Here is a 15,900-nt window from a genome sequence, read left to right on the forward strand (position 1 = left end):
CCCGCGTCAGTCGCGGCCCGTGAGCCCCCAGGCATCCTCGTCGCCGTCGGCGTCGACGACCTCGCGGCCCTCGAACTGCTGCTCCACGGGATCCGCCGCATACGGGTCGGCCGGATTCGCCGACGCCGCGGGCGCGCTCTCGGGCACGTCGTCGCCCCGCAGGCGCGCCAGGACGCCCGGCAGCTGCTCGGGGGTGACGAGCACGTCGCGCGCCTTGGACCCCTCGGACGGACCGACGATCTCGCGCGATTCGAGCAGGTCCATGAGGCGCCCGGCCTTGGCGAAGCCGACGCGCAGCTTGCGCTGCAGCATCGACGTCGAGCCGAACTGCGTCGAGACGATGAGCTCGGCGGCCGCCAGCAGCAGTTCGAGGTCGTCGCCGATGTCGGCGTCGATCTCCTTCTTCTCGGCCACCGCCGCGACGTCGTCACGGTAGTCGGGGCGCGCCTGAGCGGTGACGTGCGCAACGACCTTCTCGATCTCGGGTTCGCTGACCCAGGCGCCCTGCACGCGCAGAGGCTTGGATGCGCCCATCGGCAGGAACAGTCCGTCACCCTGGCCGATGAGCCGGTCCGCGCCGGGCTGGTCGAGGATGACGCGCGAGTCGGTCACGCTCGTCACGGCGAAGGCCAGGCGCGACGGCACGTTCGCCTTGATGAGGCCCGTGACCACGTCGACGCTCGGACGCTGGGTCGCGAGCACGAGGTGGATGCCCGACGCGCGGGCGAGCTGCGTGATGCGCACGATGGAGTCCTCGACGTCGCGCGGGGCGACCATCATGAGATCGGCGAGCTCGTCGACGACGACCAGCAGGTACGGGTACGGCTTGAGGACGCGCTCGCTCCCCTCGGGGAGCTTCACCTCACCGGCGACGACGGCCTTGTTGAAGTCGTCGATGTGACGGAAGCCGAACGACGCCAGGTCGTCGTACCGCATGTCCATCTCCTTCACGACCCACTGAAGCGCCTCGGCGGCCTTCTTGGGGTTCGTGATGATGGGGGTGATCAGGTGCGGGACGCCGGCGTAGCTGGTGAGCTCGACGCGCTTGGGGTCGATCAGCACCATGCGGACGTCTGCCGGCTTGGCCCGCATCAGCAGGCTCGTGATCATCGAGTTCACGAAGCTCGACTTGCCCGAGCCGGTCGAGCCGGCGACGAGCAGGTGCGGCATCTTGGCGAGGTTCGCGACCACGAACCCGCCCCCGACGTCCTTGCCGACGCCGATCGTCATCGGGTGCTTCGAGTGCTCGGCGGTGTCGGAGCGCAGCACGTCGCCGAGCGTGACGATCTCGCGATCGGAGTTCGGGATCTCCACGCCGATGGCGCTCTTGCCCGGGATCGGCGCGAGGATGCGCACCTCGTTCGACGCGACGGCGTAGGCGATGTTGTTGGTGAGCGCCGTGATCCGCTCCACCTTGACGCCGGGCCCGAGGGCGATCTCGTACTGCGTGACGGTGGGACCCCGCGAGAAGCCGGTGACGCGGGCGTCGACCGAGAACTGCTCGAGCACGCCGGTGATCGCGCGGACGGTGTCGTCGTTGGCCTGCGAGCGGGCCTTGTGCGGCGGCCCCGAGGCGAGTGAGGACGCCGACGGCAGGCGATACGGTGCCGGCGGCTGGTCGTGCGGCCCGTCGGAGCCCAGCCCCGAGAGCCCCGGGAGCATGCCGTCGTCGGCGACCTCCTGCGCGGAGTCGTCGCGCAGGCCGGTGCCGCCCTTGGCGGCCGCCTTCGCGCCGCCCGCCAGGAGCGCGGGATCGATGACTTCGGTGACCGCGTCCGCGTCCGCGTCCGGCGCAGGCGGTGCCGGAGCCGGCGCCGCAGCGGGGACGACCGCCTTGTCGAAGCCGCCCTGCGAGGTCCCCGGGGGCAGCAGCTCCGTGAGGTCCGACGACCCCAGGCCGTCGCCGGACTCGGTCTCTCGGCGCGACTTGTTGCGTCGCCACCAGGGCAGCGAGTCGTCGGCGTCGGACTCGACCGCGGCATCCGCTTCGGGCTTCTCGGGGCGCGGCTCGGCGCCGAACATCCAGTCGTACAGCTCGCCGAGGCGGCGGCCGATGCGGTTGGGCGGCGTCTTGGTCAGGATGAGGACGCTGAGCACGGTGAAGACGCCGAGCACGATGTAGGCGCCGATGTCGGTCAGCACGAGCGCGAGCGGCTCGCCGACCATCCACCCGAACAGTCCGCCCGCCTCGCTGAGCGCGGGCAGCCCCTCGACGGGCTGCGGGCGGCCGCCGGCGACATGGCAGAAGCCGGCGATCATGAGCGCGAGCATGCCGAACCCGATGCCGATGCGCCCGTTGTCGTGGACCGAGGACGGGTGCCGGAACATCCAGCCGGCGAGCACCGTCAGCAGGACCGGCAGGATGAACGCCTCGCGGCCGAGCAGCCCGCCGACCGAGTACGCGCTGATGAGCGCGGCGGTGTCGTTGCCGATGAAGAACCACTCGACGACGGCGCCGGCGACGGCCAGCAGCACGAGCAGGAACGGGAAGCCGTCGCGACGCTGATCCTTCTCGAGCGTCTCGGGCCCGAAGGCGCGGAACAGTGCGCCGGTCGCGTGTGCGAGACCCAGCCACGCGCGCACGACGACGGGCGGCCGATCCGGCTCGCCGACGTACGACTTCGGCGCCGGCGCGGGCTTGCGGGCGCGCGAGGGCGCCCCCTTCGCGGGCGTCTTGCCCTTCGCGGGCGCGCTGGAACTGCGTGGCATGGGTCCCACGGTAGGCGGATCCGTCGACATTCGCGGTCCCCCACGCGGGGTTGGCCGCACTCTCGCCGGCGTGTCGTCAGCCGAGCCGCTTGACCATCGTGCTGCGGCCGTGGCCGGCGGTGGTGACGGCGAAGCCCTCGCTGCGGTAGAGCGTCGTGGCGAAATTGCCGCGCTCGACGCTCAGACTCAGCCGGCCGAAGCCATTCGCCTTGGCGTGCTCGCACAGGTGCTGCACGAGCGCGCGCCCGACGCCGTGCGCGCGCCAGATCGGCCGCACGCCGATGATCATCTCGGGGACGCCCGTCGCGACGTAGCCGAACCCCGGATCCGAGCGCGGGAACATGCGGTACCACGCGGCGCCGATCGGCTCGCCGCTGCCCGCGAGCGCGACGAAGCCGGCGTCGCCGGGCCGCATCCAGCCCGAGATGTACCGCTTGTACTCGGGGTCGTCGAGCACCTCGTGCTTGAGCCGGTCGGTGCCCGGCTGCCAGTTCGCCGCCTCGACGACCATCTCGCCCAGGAACGCGCCGTCGGGCTGCGCCGCGGGGCGGATGCGGAAAGAAGCGGGCATGACGCGATCATACTGTCGCGCCGCGCCCGTCCCCGGATGGCTACGCCTCGATGACCACCGGCACGATCATCGGCCGCCGCCGGAGCTTCTGGTTGACCCAGCGGCCGATCGTGCGGCGGACGACCTGCGACAGCGCGTACTGGTCGCGCACACCCGAGTGGGCGGCCTCGGTGAGGGCTGCGGCGATCTTCGGCTTGACGTCCTCGAACACCGCGTCGTCCTCGGCCACGCCGCGTGCGTGGATGTCGGGCCCGTTGATGATGCGACCCGTCGCGGCGTCCACGACGACGATGACCGACACGAAGCCCTCTTCGCCGAGGATGCGACGGTCCTTCAGGTCGGCATCCGTGATCTCGCCGACGGTCGAGCCGTCGACGTAGACGAAGCCGAGGTCGAGCTGGCCGACGACCTGGGCGAGGCCGTCCTTGAGGTCGACCACGGTGCCGTTCTCGCCGAGGATGGTGCGCTCGGCGGGGATGCCGGTGTCCTGCGCGAGCTTGGCGTTTGCCATGAGGTGGCGGAACTCGCCGTGCACCGGCAGCACGTTCTTGGGGCCGAGGATGTTGTAGCAGTAGAGCAGCTCGCCCGCGGCGGCGTGACCCGACACGTGCACGCGCGCGTTGGCCTTGTGCACGACGTTCGCGCCGAGCTTGGTCAACCCGTCGATGACGCGGTAGACGGCGTTCTCGTTGCCCGGGATGAGGCTCGAGGCGAGGATCACGGTGTCGCCCTCGCCGGGCTCGATCTCGTGGTCGAGGTTGGCCATGCGGCTGAGCACGGCCATGGGCTCGCCCTGCGAGCCGGTCGACATGTAGACGATCCGGTCCTCGGGAAGGTCGCGCGCCTTCTTGTAGTCGATCAGCAGGCCGTCGGGGACGGTCAGGTAGCCGAGGTCCTCGGCGATCGTCATGTTGCGCACCATGCTGCGGCCGAGGAAAGCCACGCGGCGTCCGTGGGCGGCCGCGGCGTCGATCACCTGCTGTACGCGATGGACGTGGCTCGAGAAGCTCGCGACGATGACGCGGCGCGGCGCCTTGGCGATCACCTGGTCCAGGACCGGTCCGATGGAGCGCTCGGTGGGCGTGAAGCCGGGGACGTCGGCGTTGGTGGAGTCGACGAGGAACAGGTCCACCCCCTCCTCGCCGAGGCGCGCGAAGGACCGCAGGTCGGTCAGCCGCCCGTCGAGGGGCAGCTGGTCCATCTTGAAGTCGCCGGTGGCCAGCACCGTGCCGGCGGGAGTGCGGATCGCGACCGCGAGAGCGTCGGGAATCGAGTGGTTGACGGCGACGAACTCGAGGTCGAAGTCTCCGAGCTGCTCGCGCTGACCTTCGGCGACGGTGAGCGTGTAGGGCTTGATGCGGTGCTCTTTGAGCTTCGCCTCGGTCAGCGCCAGCGTCAGCCCCGAGCCGAGCAGAGGGATGTCGCGCTTCATGCGCAGCAGGTACGGCACGGCGCCGATGTGGTCCTCGTGGCCGTGCGTGAGCACGACGCCGACGATGTCGTCGAGGCGATCCTTGATGGGCTCGAAGTCCGGCAGGATCAGGTCGACGCCGGGCTGGTGCTCCTCGGGGAACAGCACGCCGCAGTCGACGATGAGCAGCTTGCCGTCGTACTCGAAGACGGTCATGTTGCGGCCGACCTCGCCGAGCCCGCCGAGCGGCGTCACCCGGAGCGTCCCGGATCCGAGGGCGGGCGGGTCGTACGGATTCATGGGCATGTCAGCCTCCTGGGGATGCCCGCGGCATCCGATCGCTTCATTCGTCCGGGAGATTCGGCTCCCGGGCAGGTCATCTCGTCGTGCCCGACACCTTCGGCAGGGCGCCGCCGGCCGCCGCGTTGCGGTCGGGGCGGAAGTTCGAGAAGTCGACGCCGGGCACGTCGGTCACGAGCGCGAGCTCGTCCTCGATGGCCGCGGCCTCCCACTCCTCGGGCCCGACGAGCGGCAGCCGCACGCGCGGGCTCGAGATGCGCCCGAGCCCGTGCAGGATGTACTTCGCCGCGACGGTTCCGGGCACGTGCGTCATGACGGCGCGCACGAGCGGCTCGAGCTTCCTGTGCGCCGCGGTGGCCGAGCGCAGGTCGCCGGCGTTGACGGCGTCGACGATGTCGCGGTACGGCTGGGCGGCGATGTTCGCCGTCACGCCGATGAGCCCGGTCGCGCCGATCGACAGGTGCGGCAGCACGTTGGCGTCGTCGCCCGAGAAGTACATCAGGTCGGTCTGGTTCAGCACCCGGCTGACCTCGCTGAAGTCGCCCTTGGCGTCCTTGACGGCCAGGATGTTCGGGTGCTTGGCCAGGCGCAGGATCGTCTCGTACTTGATGGGCACGCCGGTGCGTCCGGGGATGTCGTAGAGGATCACCGGCAGGTCGGTCGCGTCGGCCACGAGCCGGAAGTGGGTCAGGATGCCCGCCTGCGTCGGCTTGTTGTAGTAGGGCGTGACGATCATGATGCCGTCGGCGCCCGCCTTCTCGCTGGCCTTGTAGAGCTCGATCGCGTGGGCGGTCTCGTTGGAGCCGCCGCCCGTGATGATCTTCGCCCGCCCGGCCGAGACGTCCTTGCCGACCTCGACGAGCTTGAGCTTCTCGGCGTCCGTCAGCGTCGAGGTCTCGCCGGTCGTGCCCGTGACGACGATGCCGTCCGCTCCCGCGGTGATGACATCGTCGATGTGCTTCTCGACGGCGGGCCAGTCGACCTCGCCGTCGGCGGTCATCGGAGTGACCAGCGCGACGAGCACCTGTCCGAAGGGGTTGCCCGTGTGCGTCATGCTCTCAGGCTATCGGTTGGGCGGATGCCGACACGACGGATGCCGACACGATGATCCGGGTCAGCGTCCACGGGTCGCGGCGCGCGCCACGAGCCGCGGGGGCGAGAGGCGGGCCGCCGCGACGAGCACCTTGTACTTCAGCGACGGGATCGACACCGCCTTGCCGCGAGCGGAGTCGCGCAGCGATGTCGCGACGACGGTCGAGGCATCCAGCCACATCCAGTCGGCGATGCCCTCCTCGCCCTTGGGCAGGCCGGCGCGCTCATGGAAGTTCGTGTGCGTGAAACCAGGGGCGACGGCCGTGACGACGATGCCGCGTGCGGCATAGGCGCCGTTGGCCCAGCGGCTGAAGCTGATCAGCCACCCCTTCGCGGCGCCGTAGGTCGAGCGCGGCATCCAGCCCGAGACCGACGCGACGTTGAGGATGCGCCCGTGTCCGCGCTCGAGCATCGGCCCGATGACGGCGTGCATGAGGCGCATGGGCGCTTCGACGTGCAGCCTCAGGTGGCGCACCTCGTCGTCGATGTCGTTGCGTTCGAACGCGAACCCCAGCGCGAACCCGGCGTTGTTGACGAGGATCTCGATCGGGCGGTCCGGGTCGGCGAGCCGCTCCTCGACGACGGCGAGGTCGTCCGGCGCCAGCAGATCGGCCACGAGCACCTCGGCGTGGACGCCGTGCTCGTCGCCGAGACGCGCGGCGAGCGCCTCCAGCGCGGTCCGGTCGCGCGCGACCAGCACGAGGTCTGCTCCGCGTGCCGCCAGCTGCCGCGCGTACTCCGCGCCGATGCCCGAGCTCGCTCCCGTGATGAGTGCCGTCTTCGCCATGCGCGCCAGCCTAGGTGCTGGACCTACGACGCGGGCTCCTGACTGACGAACCGGTAGCGGACCCCCGTGCGCGACGTGTGCCGGCCGGTCGGCGGATCGACCCGCACCGTTTCCCACCCCTCGCGATCGGGGGCTGTGGTGTCGCCGTCGACGGCGAGGTCGAGTTCGGTCACCTCGAGGCGGTCGGCGCGACCGATGGCCTCGCGGTAGAGCTGTCCCCCGCCGATCACCCACACCCACTCCGGGGAGCCCTCCGCGGCGAGCGCGAGAGCGGACTCCAGCGATGCGGCGCGCTCGGCACCGGCATCCGCCCACTCGTCCTGACGCGTCACGACGATGTTCCGCCGGTTCGGCAGCGGGCGGAATCGCGGCGGGAGCGACTCCCACGTCCGCCGCCCCATGACGACCGGATCCTCGCCGGTGACGGCGCGGAAGTGCGCGAGGTCCTCGGGCACGTGCCACGGCATGGCGCCGTCCGCGCCGATCACTCCCCCGGCGGCCTCGGCCCAGATCAGGCCGATCCGCGTCATACCGCGACCGCGCCGCGGATGGCGGGGTGGTGCTGGTAGTCCTCGACGGCGAAGTCCTCGTACTCGTAGTCGAAGATCGACGGCGGCGTGCGGCGGATCGTGAGGGTCGGATACGGGTAGGGATCGCGCGTGAGCTGCTCGGCGACCTGCTCGCGGTGGTTGTCGTAGATGTGGCAGTCGCCGCCGGTCCACACGAAGTCGCCGGGCTCGAGACCGGTCTGCTGCGCGATCATGAGGGTCAGCAGCGCGTACGAGGCGATGTTGAACGGCACGCCCAGGAACATGTCGGCGCTGCGCTGGTACAGCTGGCACGACAGCCTGCCGTCGGCGACGTAGAACTGGAAGAACGCGTGGCACGGCGCGAGCGCCATGTCAGGGATGTCGGCCGGGTTCCACGCCGAGACGATGATGCGGCGCGAGTCGGGGTTCGAACGGATCTGCTCGATCACCTGGGCGACCTGGTCGATGTGGCCGCCGGACGGCGTCGGCCACGAGCGCCACTGGACGCCGTAGACCGGACCCAGCTCGCCGGCGGCATCCGCCCACTCGTCCCAGATCGTCACGCCGTGCTCCTGCAGCCACCTCACGTTCGATTCGCCGCGCAGGAACCACAGCAGCTCGTACGCGATCGACTTGAAGTGGACGCGCTTGGTGGTGATGAGCGGGAAGCCCTGCGACAGATCGAAGCGGATCTGCCGGCCGAACACGCTCGTGGTGCCCGTTCCGGTGCGGTCGTCCTTGTGCGTGCCGTGCTCCAGGACGTCGCGCAGAAGGTCCTCGTACGGGGTCGGGATGGCTGCGGTCACGGCTGACACGATACTCGCGCGACGATGAGCACGGGCAGGGGTTCGCAGGCGTGTCACATGCCGTCACAGTGAGGCCATCCGGGATCCGTTCAGGCGAATGCATCTACGGTTGAAGACGTGGATCTGTTGAGTGCACTCATCGGCCTCGTCGCTCTGCTGGCGGCGACGGTCGTCGTCGGCGTCGTCATGAAGCTGCGTCAGGGCCGTCCCCAGCGCGATATCCCCCACGAGGTCATCCAGCCTCAGCGTCTGGGGGCCGACACGCTCGGCGAGACGGCGACGCTGCTGCAGTTCAGCACCGAGATGTGCGCGAAGTGCCCCGGAGTCCACCGTCTGCTCTCGGACGTCGCCCGCGACCGTGACGGCGTGCGCCACCTCGACATCGATGTGACGCACCGTCCCGACATCGCCAAGCACTTCCACATCCTGCAGACCCCGACGACACTCGTGCTCGACCGGGACGGCGCCGTGCAGACCCGCATCGGCGGCGCGCCCTCGCGCGACGTGCTCGAGCTCGAGCTCACCCGCCTGACGGGAGTCGACGCGCATGCCTGAGGCCACCGGCGCCCACCGCGGCATCGACCCCCGCGGCCCGCGCTTCACCGCGGCGATCACCTCCGTCCTCCTTCTGGTCGACGTCTTCCTGGGCCTCACCGGGCTCGCCACGAGCCGATCGGCCGACGGCGCGTGGGCGCTGCCGGCGGCTTCGCTGGCCGAGCGCGTGCTGGATCCCGCGTTCCTGCTGCTGCTCGTGCTCGTGCTGCTGTTCGTGTGGGGCGTCGCCTCGCCGCGCACCGCGCCGTGGGGGGCCCTGTACCGCGCCGCCGTGCAGCCGCGACTGACCCCGCCGACGGAGTTCGAGGACCCGCGTCCGCCGCGCTTCGCGCAGGGCGTCGGCCTCTTCGTCACGGCGATCGGTCTGGTGCTGCAGCTCGTCGGCGTGCCGTGGGCGTTGCCGATCGCGGCCGCGATGGCGTTCATCGCGTCGTTCCTCAACGCCGCCTTCGGGCTGTGCCTGGGCTGCCAGCTGTACCTCCTGCTGCAGCGCGCCGGGATCGTCGGGCGCGAGCGCCCCGCCGCGGCCTGATTTTCGCGACGCACCCCGGTTCGACCGTCGCGCGCGGCGACGGGCGTCGTTAGGCTGACCGCGAGCGTCCGCGCCGCGGGAGCCGCGATCCAGGAGGTACCGATGTCCGTCACCAGCGAAGCCACCACCGCCTGGAAGGGCAACCTGTTCGAGGGATCCGGCGAGGTCACGCTGGTGTCGTCGGGATCGGGCACCTTCGCGGTGAACTGGAAGGCACGCAGCGAGGGCTCGACGTCCGTCACGACGCCCGAAGAGCTGATCGCGGCCGCGCACTCCTCGTGCTTCTGCATGGCGTTCTCGAACATGCTGGCCGAGAACGGCACGCCGCCGGAGTCGATCGACACGACCGCATCGGTGACGTTCGTCCCCGGCACGGGCATCACCGGCAGCCACCTGAATGTGAACGCGGTGGTGCCGGGCATCTCTCCGGAGGACTTCGAGAGCATCGCGCAGGCAGCCAAGGCCGGCTGCCCCGTGTCGCAGGCGCTCGCCGGCGTGGAGATCACGCTCGAGGCGACGCTTGCCTGACGCCCATCCGGCCCTGCGCCGCGTCGTCGTCGCCGGCGCCTCGGGTCTCATCGGCGGTGCGCTGATCGAGCGGCTGCGCGCCGACGGCGTCGAGGTCACACGCCTCGTGCGGCGCCCGGCCGCGGCGCCCGACGAAGTCGAGTGGCTGACAGAGAACGAGCGACTCGATCCGGCGGTGCTCGAGGGGGCGGATGCCGTGGTGGGGCTCAACGGCGCGTCGATCGGCCGGTTCCCCTGGACGTCCTCGTATCGGCGCACGCTGCTGTGGTCCCGCGTCATCCCGACGCAGGCCATCGCGAGCGCTCTGCGCGAGCTCGGGACGGATGCGCCGGCGTTCGCCTCGGCATCCGCGGTCGGCTACTACGGGTCGGCGCCGGGAGTGCCGCTCGACGAGTCCGCGCCGCGGGGTGAGACGTTCCTCGCCGACATCTGCGAGGAGTGGGAGGCCGCCGCGCGGCACGCGGGCGACGCGCGCGTCGTGCACCTGCGCACGGCGCCGCTGATCCACCCCGAGGGGGTGCTCAAGCCGCTGCTGCTCCTCACGGCGCTGGGCGTGAGCGGCCCGGTGGGGCGCGGCACGCAGGCGTGGGGCTGGATCTCGCTCGAAGACGAGGTGCGGGCGATCCACCACGTCCTCGGCGCCGACATCGACGGTCCCGTGAACCTCAGCGGGCCCGAGCGTGCGACCGCGAACGACCTGGGCTTCGCCCTGGCACGGCGCATGAACCGCCCTTATCTGCTGCGGGCACCCGAGTGGGGCCTCAAGCTCGGGCTCGGCAAGGACGCCACCGAGTCGCTGCTGACCGCCGACGCGCACATCGTCCCGGCCGCGCTCGAGGCATCCGGGTTCACGTTCACGCACCGCACGGTCGAGGACGCCGTCGCGGCTGCCGTGCCGGCGCGCTGACCTTGCACCGTTGACTCCGCGGCACGCGGTTCGCACGGCCGGCCATGATCGCGCACGTCACCGCACCGGTCATGCGGACATCGACTGCCGCTCGAAACGCACCCGTGTTCAGGCGTCCGGTTCCGCGGCCCCGGCCGCCACGCGCGAGCGATGGGCGACCGGCGTGCGTGCTCAGAGGTAGTGCCTGGGAGCTTGAAGATCCAGCTTGGGTCCTCGGCTGTGGAGGTGCCGCGGCTGGCGAGCCACAGTCAGACGGTCGAAGTAGAAGGGGCGAACGCCAAGCTTCGCGAACACACCGAGCACATGCGGCTTGGCCTTGCGAACGGCTGCGCTCTTGAGATCACCCCACGCCGCGAATACTTCGGTCGCGCCGTGCTGGCGAAGGACACGTTCGATCACGGCGCAGTTCTGATCCGACAGCGTCTGATCGAAGGCACCGATGTTCGACGGCGAGCTCGCCCGCTCTGGGTACAGGTTGAGCATCACCCACCCCGAGCACTTGAGTTCGACACTTGCCTCGATTGCCAAGTTGACGGTGGTGTCGGAGGTTACCTCGTTCGCATGCGAAGGATTCATGCCAACGACGAAGAGCGTGCCAGGGGATTGGCCGGCGTTGGCTGGTCGCCCGAGGGCGAATCGATGGTTCGCCCTTGCCGGGGCTGGATCCCACATCGTGGGCTCCTGGCCGTGGGGGTACAGGATCGGCCGCGAGCTACTCGGAGTCATGATGCACGATCATGCCAAATCCCTCCCAGCTCGAGGCGAGCTCGAGCGAGGACCGGCTGCGGGCATGCGGGGCGATCGTCTGAAGACAGCCCGTCGGTCCGTGGCGCGATGTCGTGGGTTGGCGCGATGATTTCGTCGAGGAGGATCCATGACTGATGCCCTTTCAGCGGCCGGCTCGATCTCAGGAGCGATCATCAGTGGCCGGATGACAGAAGGCCAGACTCGCTGGGCCAATCGGCGTGCGAGCGCGAGTCTGCTGCAAGGCGCTCTCTTGCCCCTGCGGCGCCTCATGGCACAACTAAGCTTCAGCGGCGATGTCTCGGAGTGGAAGGCCACCTTCACGGTCGCTATCCACGCGCTCCAGGGCGAGCGGTCTCGTACGCCTTCGGGTTGGGGCCATCTCGAACAAAGCGTTCGTGAGGCCGTCGCCTGTGCAGTGGGATTGGGTCTCGCGGATCGTGAGCCTGCGCAGGACTGTGAGTCACACTTCCATCAGGACAAGATCTGGCTCATGTTCGCAGCGGACTATCTGGACTATGTGATTCCGGTCATAGGCCGATGGGGAGAAGAGTCGAGTACCCGACGCTCACAGAACACGGAGCTGATCGACTTCGGAAAGTGGCTTGCCCGCACGGGACGCCATGAGCCGGGGAAAGGCCTCTGGCCGACCACGTAAGGGCACGGGGATCGCGCGGTCGAGGACCAGTCAGCCGACAGGCACTCTCGGGGACCTGAGACCGATCAACTCTTGTTCAACCGGTTTCCGATCGCATCGACGAGCGGCCACTTCAACGGCTGGGGACTCGCTGCTAGTCTGATCCCACGAGCGATTGACTACACGGGTCCGTCGGGTTCACGCCCCGGTTGCTCACAGAGTTGGGAGACTCAGGTTCGAATCCTGACGGCATCTTTACGTGGTGCTGTAGCTCAATAGGCAGAGCATCCCACTTTTACTTCCGCCGCTCGATGGCGGCGACAAGCTCCGCGTTCGTGAGCTTGAGCGCTTGATATCCCCCGCGCAGGTAGCCGCGAACTTTGCGAAGCGCACTTGTGTCTCTTGGCAACTTGCCGTTCTCTTCGATGTAGTCACCCACAGCGATGTCCGCCCATGCATCGCGCGGGATCACGTTCTGAAGTCCCAGGTTCACGTCGTACGCGAGTCTCTTCTGGACAGCGAGTGCGCCAGTCAACCCGGGGACTCCCAAAGAAGCCGACTCCCCCAACGATGGAACGCGGAACGGCTCACATGTTAGCGCCGACCATGTCTCACGTTGAGTCGTCGTGAGCGATTCATAGTGCTCAACGAGGCCCTCACGCACCAACCCGGCAGCGTGGGTGTAGGCGTTCCGAATCTTCCGCGTCAGATGAAACAGTGCAAGGGCGTCGGTGTCCATGGGGTGTGATGTCGCGGTCGCAAACTCCTCATGAATGATGTTCGAGTTCGAGTTCGCAACGCGATTGCTTGCCTTGCCCAGCGGCACAAGAAGCCTGATGCAGGACTTCACGAAGTCTTCGTGGAGTCCAAACGTGAAGTTCAGCGCCATCGTGCACGCTTCACGTTCCGCCTCGCTCAGAAGTTGACCGGCGCGGTCCAGCCGCTGGTTCATGCGCTGGACGTGCGCGAGGTCGGGGTACTGGTCTGCGAGCAGTACTTTCTGGTTCGGAACGTCGGCCAACGTCTGGACGGCGAGCTTGGAGCCTACGAGTAGAGCCCAGACAGTGTCACTCGCTTCAGCTCGCCGCTTCTCGAGATCACGGAACGCTTTGAACTTGACCTGGGGTTCAGTGCGGTACTTGCTGGTCACGGCCCTCACGCTATCGACGCAACCGGAACGCTTCGAGGGCTTCTCGCACGGTTCGCGTACGCACGAGGACCGTGTTGCGCGCGGGATGGTCTGGAGTTCTTGGCGCCCGCGCCAGCGCGGGTGAGGCGACATCGACGGTCGTCGTCAGAACACACCGAATCCAAGCCTGGTATACTGTATGACGTAATGACACTTAGCGTCATACACAAATGAAAGGTTCAACATGGCAGTCCTGAACGTGAGAGTCGACGACTCGGTCCGCGACCAGCTCAAGGAAATGGCGGATGACCAGGGGGTGACTCTTAGCGAGTTCGTCCGCGATCTCGTGTCAGCATCGACCGTTCCCGTCTATGAGCACCCGGAGGACCATGGCGACCTCGAGGTACCAGAGAGCCTCCGGCAGGTCGATCGGCAGATGCTCGCGCTGCTTCATCGGATTCTCGCTCGCGTCCTGCTGGAGGACGGGGGCGGCGACCTCGAAGGCCAGCTCGAACTGGCGGAGGTGATCCAGGAAGGATATACGGGGGAGTACTACCGCCTTGTCGCCGATCTCAGCCCCGAACTCTCTCGGCGAGACTCCAACCGGGTGCTCGACATCCTGGAGATGTTCCGGTACATCACCTTCAGCATTGGGAAGCTGAAGCGTGACGGCGAGAGCGTTGGCGACGATCTGGAGGCCTCGCTCGAGTTCCGCGGATTCGACCACAACAATTCTCTCGAAGGTCACATGGCGCGATACGTGCGTTTCCTGATGGATGACGACCGGTGGGCCGAACTCCAGGGGCAGATGGACCGCCATGATCGAGGCAACTCACACATGCCTGTCCTGGACCTATACCTGCGCATGCTCGGGGAGTATCGCCGCATCATGGAGGGTCGAGGTCGGCGCGGATACGACCTGGACGCCTACTACCTGAGCCTGGACGAACTCCAGCGGCTCGCCGATTCGCAGATCCACCCCAGCCTGCGTCGCGAAGGGCGGTGAACGAAGCGATGACAACCGGTCGACCATCACTCAACCGCTCGGACTGCCTGATCTGTGGCGAGACGAACAGACCCGAGCTGACCCTCGAGCACATCATCCCGCAGACACTGTGGAGAAGATTTGGCGTAGACCCGAACCAGGAGGGTGACGTTCGGAAGACCCACACGACACTCTGCAAACGCTGCAACGATGCGACGTCACGACTGCACTCGCGAACCGAGATGATGGAGCTCATCGAGAAGGGCACCCCCGCTACCGACATGGCGATCGGCCAGATGGCCGACTGGGTGTTCTGGATCCTGCTCCTCCTCGCCCTCGAACGAGGCGACTCCATCGTCCCCGCCGACGTGGCACGCCGACTGCTCCACAGTCGTTTCGTGACGCACACAGCAACCGGAATCCCGCCTGGGTGGCGTGTCTACGCGGCGCGCGTTGCCACGCTCGAGCATCAGGGCACGGCCGTGCAGGAGAGCTACGAAGTCCTCACGGCCTTCGGCAACATGGGCGTCACCAGCGCCGCCGGACATGCGATTGGGTTCACCGGTCGGTCCGGGGCGGCCGTGCAGTCCGCGCTAACCATCGGGATCGGTTCTATGGGGTTCCTGGTTCTGCCACCGACCGAGTCATCCGGGCCGAATCATCTGGATCGTGTAGACGCTGCCGCCGCCGAGAACGGCCTCGAACGGTTGGTACCTCGCAGGGGCGCCGTGGCGACACTCACGGTGGGGGCCGCAGACGTGGGGGCGCTCCGAGACATCTTTGTATCGCCCTTTGAGGGAAGCGACCGATCGCTCCTCCCGCAACGACTTCGCAGCCTGCTGGGAGCCTTCACGGATTCCTCGGTCTAGCCCGGCCCGGTCGATCGGAATGCTCGACAGTCAGTCGCTTGCCACCGAACTCGCGAACCATGGGCGTCTGTCCGACCGTGTGTGACGTGAGTCGTCGAGCGAAAAGCCGGTCAACTACGCGACGACGATTCGAGTGGAATACTCCGACCCGTTCTCGTCCCTCCACTTGACCACAATGATGGTTGCAGGAGGGCTCGCCAACGAGCGCCAAATCGCGAACGGAACGCTCTGGTACGGATCAAGATCAATCGGGTCTTTGACCATGATCATGAGATCTCGCGAGTCTTGTTCGGTCTCCCCTGCGAGGCTCACCTGGTATGCAGTCCGATCGCCCGCGTTCTGCAGATTCCAGCGGTGCTTTCCGGTCAGGTCATGCATGAGGAGCCAGGAAACACCGCTCTTCGCCTCCGGCGAGACCGGTTGCCCCTCAGCCGGCATCGGTCCTGCTTGCTGGTTGACCCGGTCGACGAGGGCCTCAAGAACCTCAACCTGGCGATCTGAAGCGGCCTGTGAGAGGTTCAGCGCTTGCACGTACGCTTGCAGCGCCGTGGTCTGAGCCTTGTCTGCGACGGCACGACTGGCATCAGCCCTACGGTTAGCGATGAGTGTCAGCACTGCGATTGTCGCAGTCACGACAATGCCCGCAGCTGTCAGCCACACCATCCACCAACTCGAAGCATCCCCTAAGACGATGACCGGCACCGGGAACGGAATCGGAGTCGGCGTCATGCAGGGAACTCTAGCGCGCAGCAGGAAGCCGCCCTCTTGGGCAACGTCGACCTCGTCCACCGCGCGTGCACGAACTCCA

Annotated in this window: 17 protein-coding genes; 7 read left to right on the top strand and 10 right to left on the bottom strand. The window is 68.1% G+C overall.

What is annotated here, in order from left to right:
- Positions 1–6: 6 nt before the first annotated feature.
- The 7 genes from P0L94_07035 to P0L94_07065 all read right to left on the bottom strand — a co-directional run bounded on the left by P0L94_07035 (position 7) and on the right by P0L94_07065 (position 8,194).
- Positions 7–2,709 (bottom strand): DNA translocase FtsK 4TM domain-containing protein, encoded by a 2,703-nt coding sequence (locus tag P0L94_07035; GenBank protein WES65819.1) that lies wholly within the window; start codon positions 2,707–2,709, stop codon positions 7–9.
- 76 nt (positions 2,710–2,785) lie between these two features.
- Positions 2,786–3,280: a GNAT family N-acetyltransferase gene (locus tag P0L94_07040; GenBank protein ID WES65820.1), complete on the bottom strand. Its 495-nt coding sequence runs from the start codon at positions 3,278–3,280 to the stop codon at positions 2,786–2,788.
- 40 nt (positions 3,281–3,320) lie between these two features.
- Entirely contained in the window at positions 3,321–4,997 is a 1,677-nt protein-coding gene (locus P0L94_07045; GenBank protein ID WES65821.1) for a ribonuclease J, read from the bottom strand.
- 70 nt (positions 4,998–5,067) lie between these two features.
- A complete protein-coding gene (dapA, locus tag P0L94_07050; GenBank protein ID WES65822.1) occupies positions 5,068–6,045 on the bottom strand; it encodes a 4-hydroxy-tetrahydrodipicolinate synthase in 978 nt (325 codons plus the stop codon).
- A gap of 60 nt (positions 6,046–6,105) precedes the next feature.
- Positions 6,106–6,870: an SDR family oxidoreductase gene (locus P0L94_07055; protein WES65823.1), complete on the bottom strand. Its 765-nt coding sequence runs from the start codon at positions 6,868–6,870 to the stop codon at positions 6,106–6,108.
- 23 nt (positions 6,871–6,893) lie between these two features.
- Entirely contained in the window at positions 6,894–7,400 is a 507-nt protein-coding gene (locus P0L94_07060) for a dihydrofolate reductase (protein ID WES65824.1), read from the bottom strand.
- Positions 7,397–8,194 carry a thymidylate synthase gene (locus P0L94_07065; protein WES66299.1) on the bottom strand — a complete coding sequence of 266 codons (798 nt, stop codon included), beginning with the start codon at positions 8,192–8,194 and terminating at the stop codon, positions 7,397–7,399. Before P0L94_07065 ends, P0L94_07060 begins: the two co-directional genes overlap by 4 nt.
- 129 nt (positions 8,195–8,323) lie before the next feature.
- On the opposite strand from P0L94_07065, the gene P0L94_07070 reads away from it, so the two are divergent.
- From P0L94_07070 to P0L94_07085, 4 genes are all read left to right on the top strand, one after another.
- Positions 8,324–8,761, top strand: coding sequence for a thioredoxin family protein (locus tag P0L94_07070; protein WES65825.1), 438 nt, complete (start codon positions 8,324–8,326; stop codon positions 8,759–8,761).
- Positions 8,754–9,293: a DUF4395 domain-containing protein gene (locus P0L94_07075; GenBank protein WES65826.1), complete on the top strand. Its 540-nt coding sequence runs from the start codon at positions 8,754–8,756 to the stop codon at positions 9,291–9,293. Before P0L94_07070 ends, P0L94_07075 begins: the two co-directional genes overlap by 8 nt.
- Before the next feature lie 102 nt (positions 9,294–9,395).
- Positions 9,396–9,821: an OsmC family peroxiredoxin gene (locus P0L94_07080; protein WES65827.1), complete on the top strand. Its 426-nt coding sequence runs from the start codon at positions 9,396–9,398 to the stop codon at positions 9,819–9,821.
- On the top strand, positions 9,814–10,728 hold the full coding sequence (locus P0L94_07085) for a TIGR01777 family oxidoreductase (GenBank protein WES65828.1): 915 nt from the start codon (positions 9,814–9,816) through the stop codon (positions 10,726–10,728). The genes P0L94_07080 and P0L94_07085 overlap by 8 nt, the downstream gene beginning before the upstream one ends.
- Before the next feature lie 171 nt (positions 10,729–10,899).
- On the opposite strand, the gene P0L94_07090 is transcribed toward P0L94_07085, so the two are convergent.
- Positions 10,900–11,400, bottom strand: coding sequence for a DUF1643 domain-containing protein (locus P0L94_07090; protein WES65829.1), 501 nt, complete (start codon positions 11,398–11,400; stop codon positions 10,900–10,902).
- Positions 11,401–11,602: 202 nt separating this feature from the next.
- Between P0L94_07090 and P0L94_07095 the strand changes: the two genes are divergently transcribed.
- Positions 11,603–12,130 carry a hypothetical protein gene (locus tag P0L94_07095; GenBank protein WES65830.1) on the top strand — a complete coding sequence of 176 codons (528 nt, stop codon included), beginning with the start codon at positions 11,603–11,605 and terminating at the stop codon, positions 12,128–12,130.
- Between the two features lie 274 nt (positions 12,131–12,404).
- On the opposite strand, the gene P0L94_07100 is transcribed toward P0L94_07095, so the two are convergent.
- Positions 12,405–13,259, bottom strand: a complete 855-nt coding sequence (locus P0L94_07100) for a hypothetical protein (GenBank protein WES65831.1) — start codon at positions 13,257–13,259, stop codon at positions 12,405–12,407.
- 223 nt (positions 13,260–13,482) lie between these two features.
- Here P0L94_07100 and P0L94_07105 point away from each other — a divergent pair, with 223 nt between their 5' ends.
- Positions 13,483–14,244: a YfbU family protein gene (locus P0L94_07105; protein WES65832.1), complete on the top strand. Its 762-nt coding sequence runs from the start codon at positions 13,483–13,485 to the stop codon at positions 14,242–14,244.
- Positions 14,241–15,092 carry a hypothetical protein gene (locus P0L94_07110; protein ID WES65833.1) on the top strand — a complete coding sequence of 284 codons (852 nt, stop codon included), beginning with the start codon at positions 14,241–14,243 and terminating at the stop codon, positions 15,090–15,092. Before P0L94_07105 ends, P0L94_07110 begins: the two co-directional genes overlap by 4 nt.
- A gap of 114 nt (positions 15,093–15,206) precedes the next feature.
- Here P0L94_07110 and P0L94_07115 read toward each other — a convergent pair whose 3' ends face one another.
- A complete protein-coding gene (locus P0L94_07115; GenBank protein ID WES65834.1) occupies positions 15,207–15,821 on the bottom strand; it encodes a hypothetical protein in 615 nt (204 codons plus the stop codon).
- Positions 15,822–15,900: the final 79 nt, after the last annotated feature.

Source organism: Microbacter sp. GSS18, assembly GCA_029319145.1.
GTDB lineage: Bacteria > Actinomycetota > Actinomycetes > Actinomycetales > Microbacteriaceae > Microbacterium.

Excerpts from the sequence above, each read along its gene's own strand:
- P0L94_07035 (WES65819.1), bottom strand. The coding sequence starts at position 2,709 with ATGCCACGCAGTTCCAGCGCGCCCGCGAAGGGCAAGACGCCCGCGAAG.
- P0L94_07040 (WES65820.1), bottom strand. The coding sequence starts at position 3,280 with ATGCCCGCTTCTTTCCGCATCCGCCCCGCGGCGCAGCCCGACGGCGCG.
- P0L94_07045 (WES65821.1), bottom strand. The coding sequence starts at position 4,997 with ATGCCCATGAATCCGTACGACCCGCCCGCCCTCGGATCCGGGACGCTC.
- dapA (WES65822.1), bottom strand. The coding sequence starts at position 6,045 with ATGACGCACACGGGCAACCCCTTCGGACAGGTGCTCGTCGCGCTGGTC.
- P0L94_07055 (WES65823.1), bottom strand. The coding sequence starts at position 6,870 with ATGGCGAAGACGGCACTCATCACGGGAGCGAGCTCGGGCATCGGCGCG.
- P0L94_07060 (WES65824.1), bottom strand. The coding sequence starts at position 7,400 with ATGACGCGGATCGGCCTGATCTGGGCCGAGGCCGCCGGGGGAGTGATC.
- P0L94_07075 (WES65826.1), top strand. The coding sequence starts at position 8,754 with ATGCCTGAGGCCACCGGCGCCCACCGCGGCATCGACCCCCGCGGCCCG.
- P0L94_07080 (WES65827.1), top strand. The coding sequence starts at position 9,396 with ATGTCCGTCACCAGCGAAGCCACCACCGCCTGGAAGGGCAACCTGTTC.
- P0L94_07090 (WES65829.1), bottom strand. The coding sequence starts at position 11,400 with ATGTGGGATCCAGCCCCGGCAAGGGCGAACCATCGATTCGCCCTCGGG.
- P0L94_07095 (WES65830.1), top strand. The coding sequence starts at position 11,603 with ATGACTGATGCCCTTTCAGCGGCCGGCTCGATCTCAGGAGCGATCATC.
- P0L94_07105 (WES65832.1), top strand. The coding sequence starts at position 13,483 with ATGGCAGTCCTGAACGTGAGAGTCGACGACTCGGTCCGCGACCAGCTC.
- P0L94_07115 (WES65834.1), bottom strand. The coding sequence starts at position 15,821 with ATGACGCCGACTCCGATTCCGTTCCCGGTGCCGGTCATCGTCTTAGGG.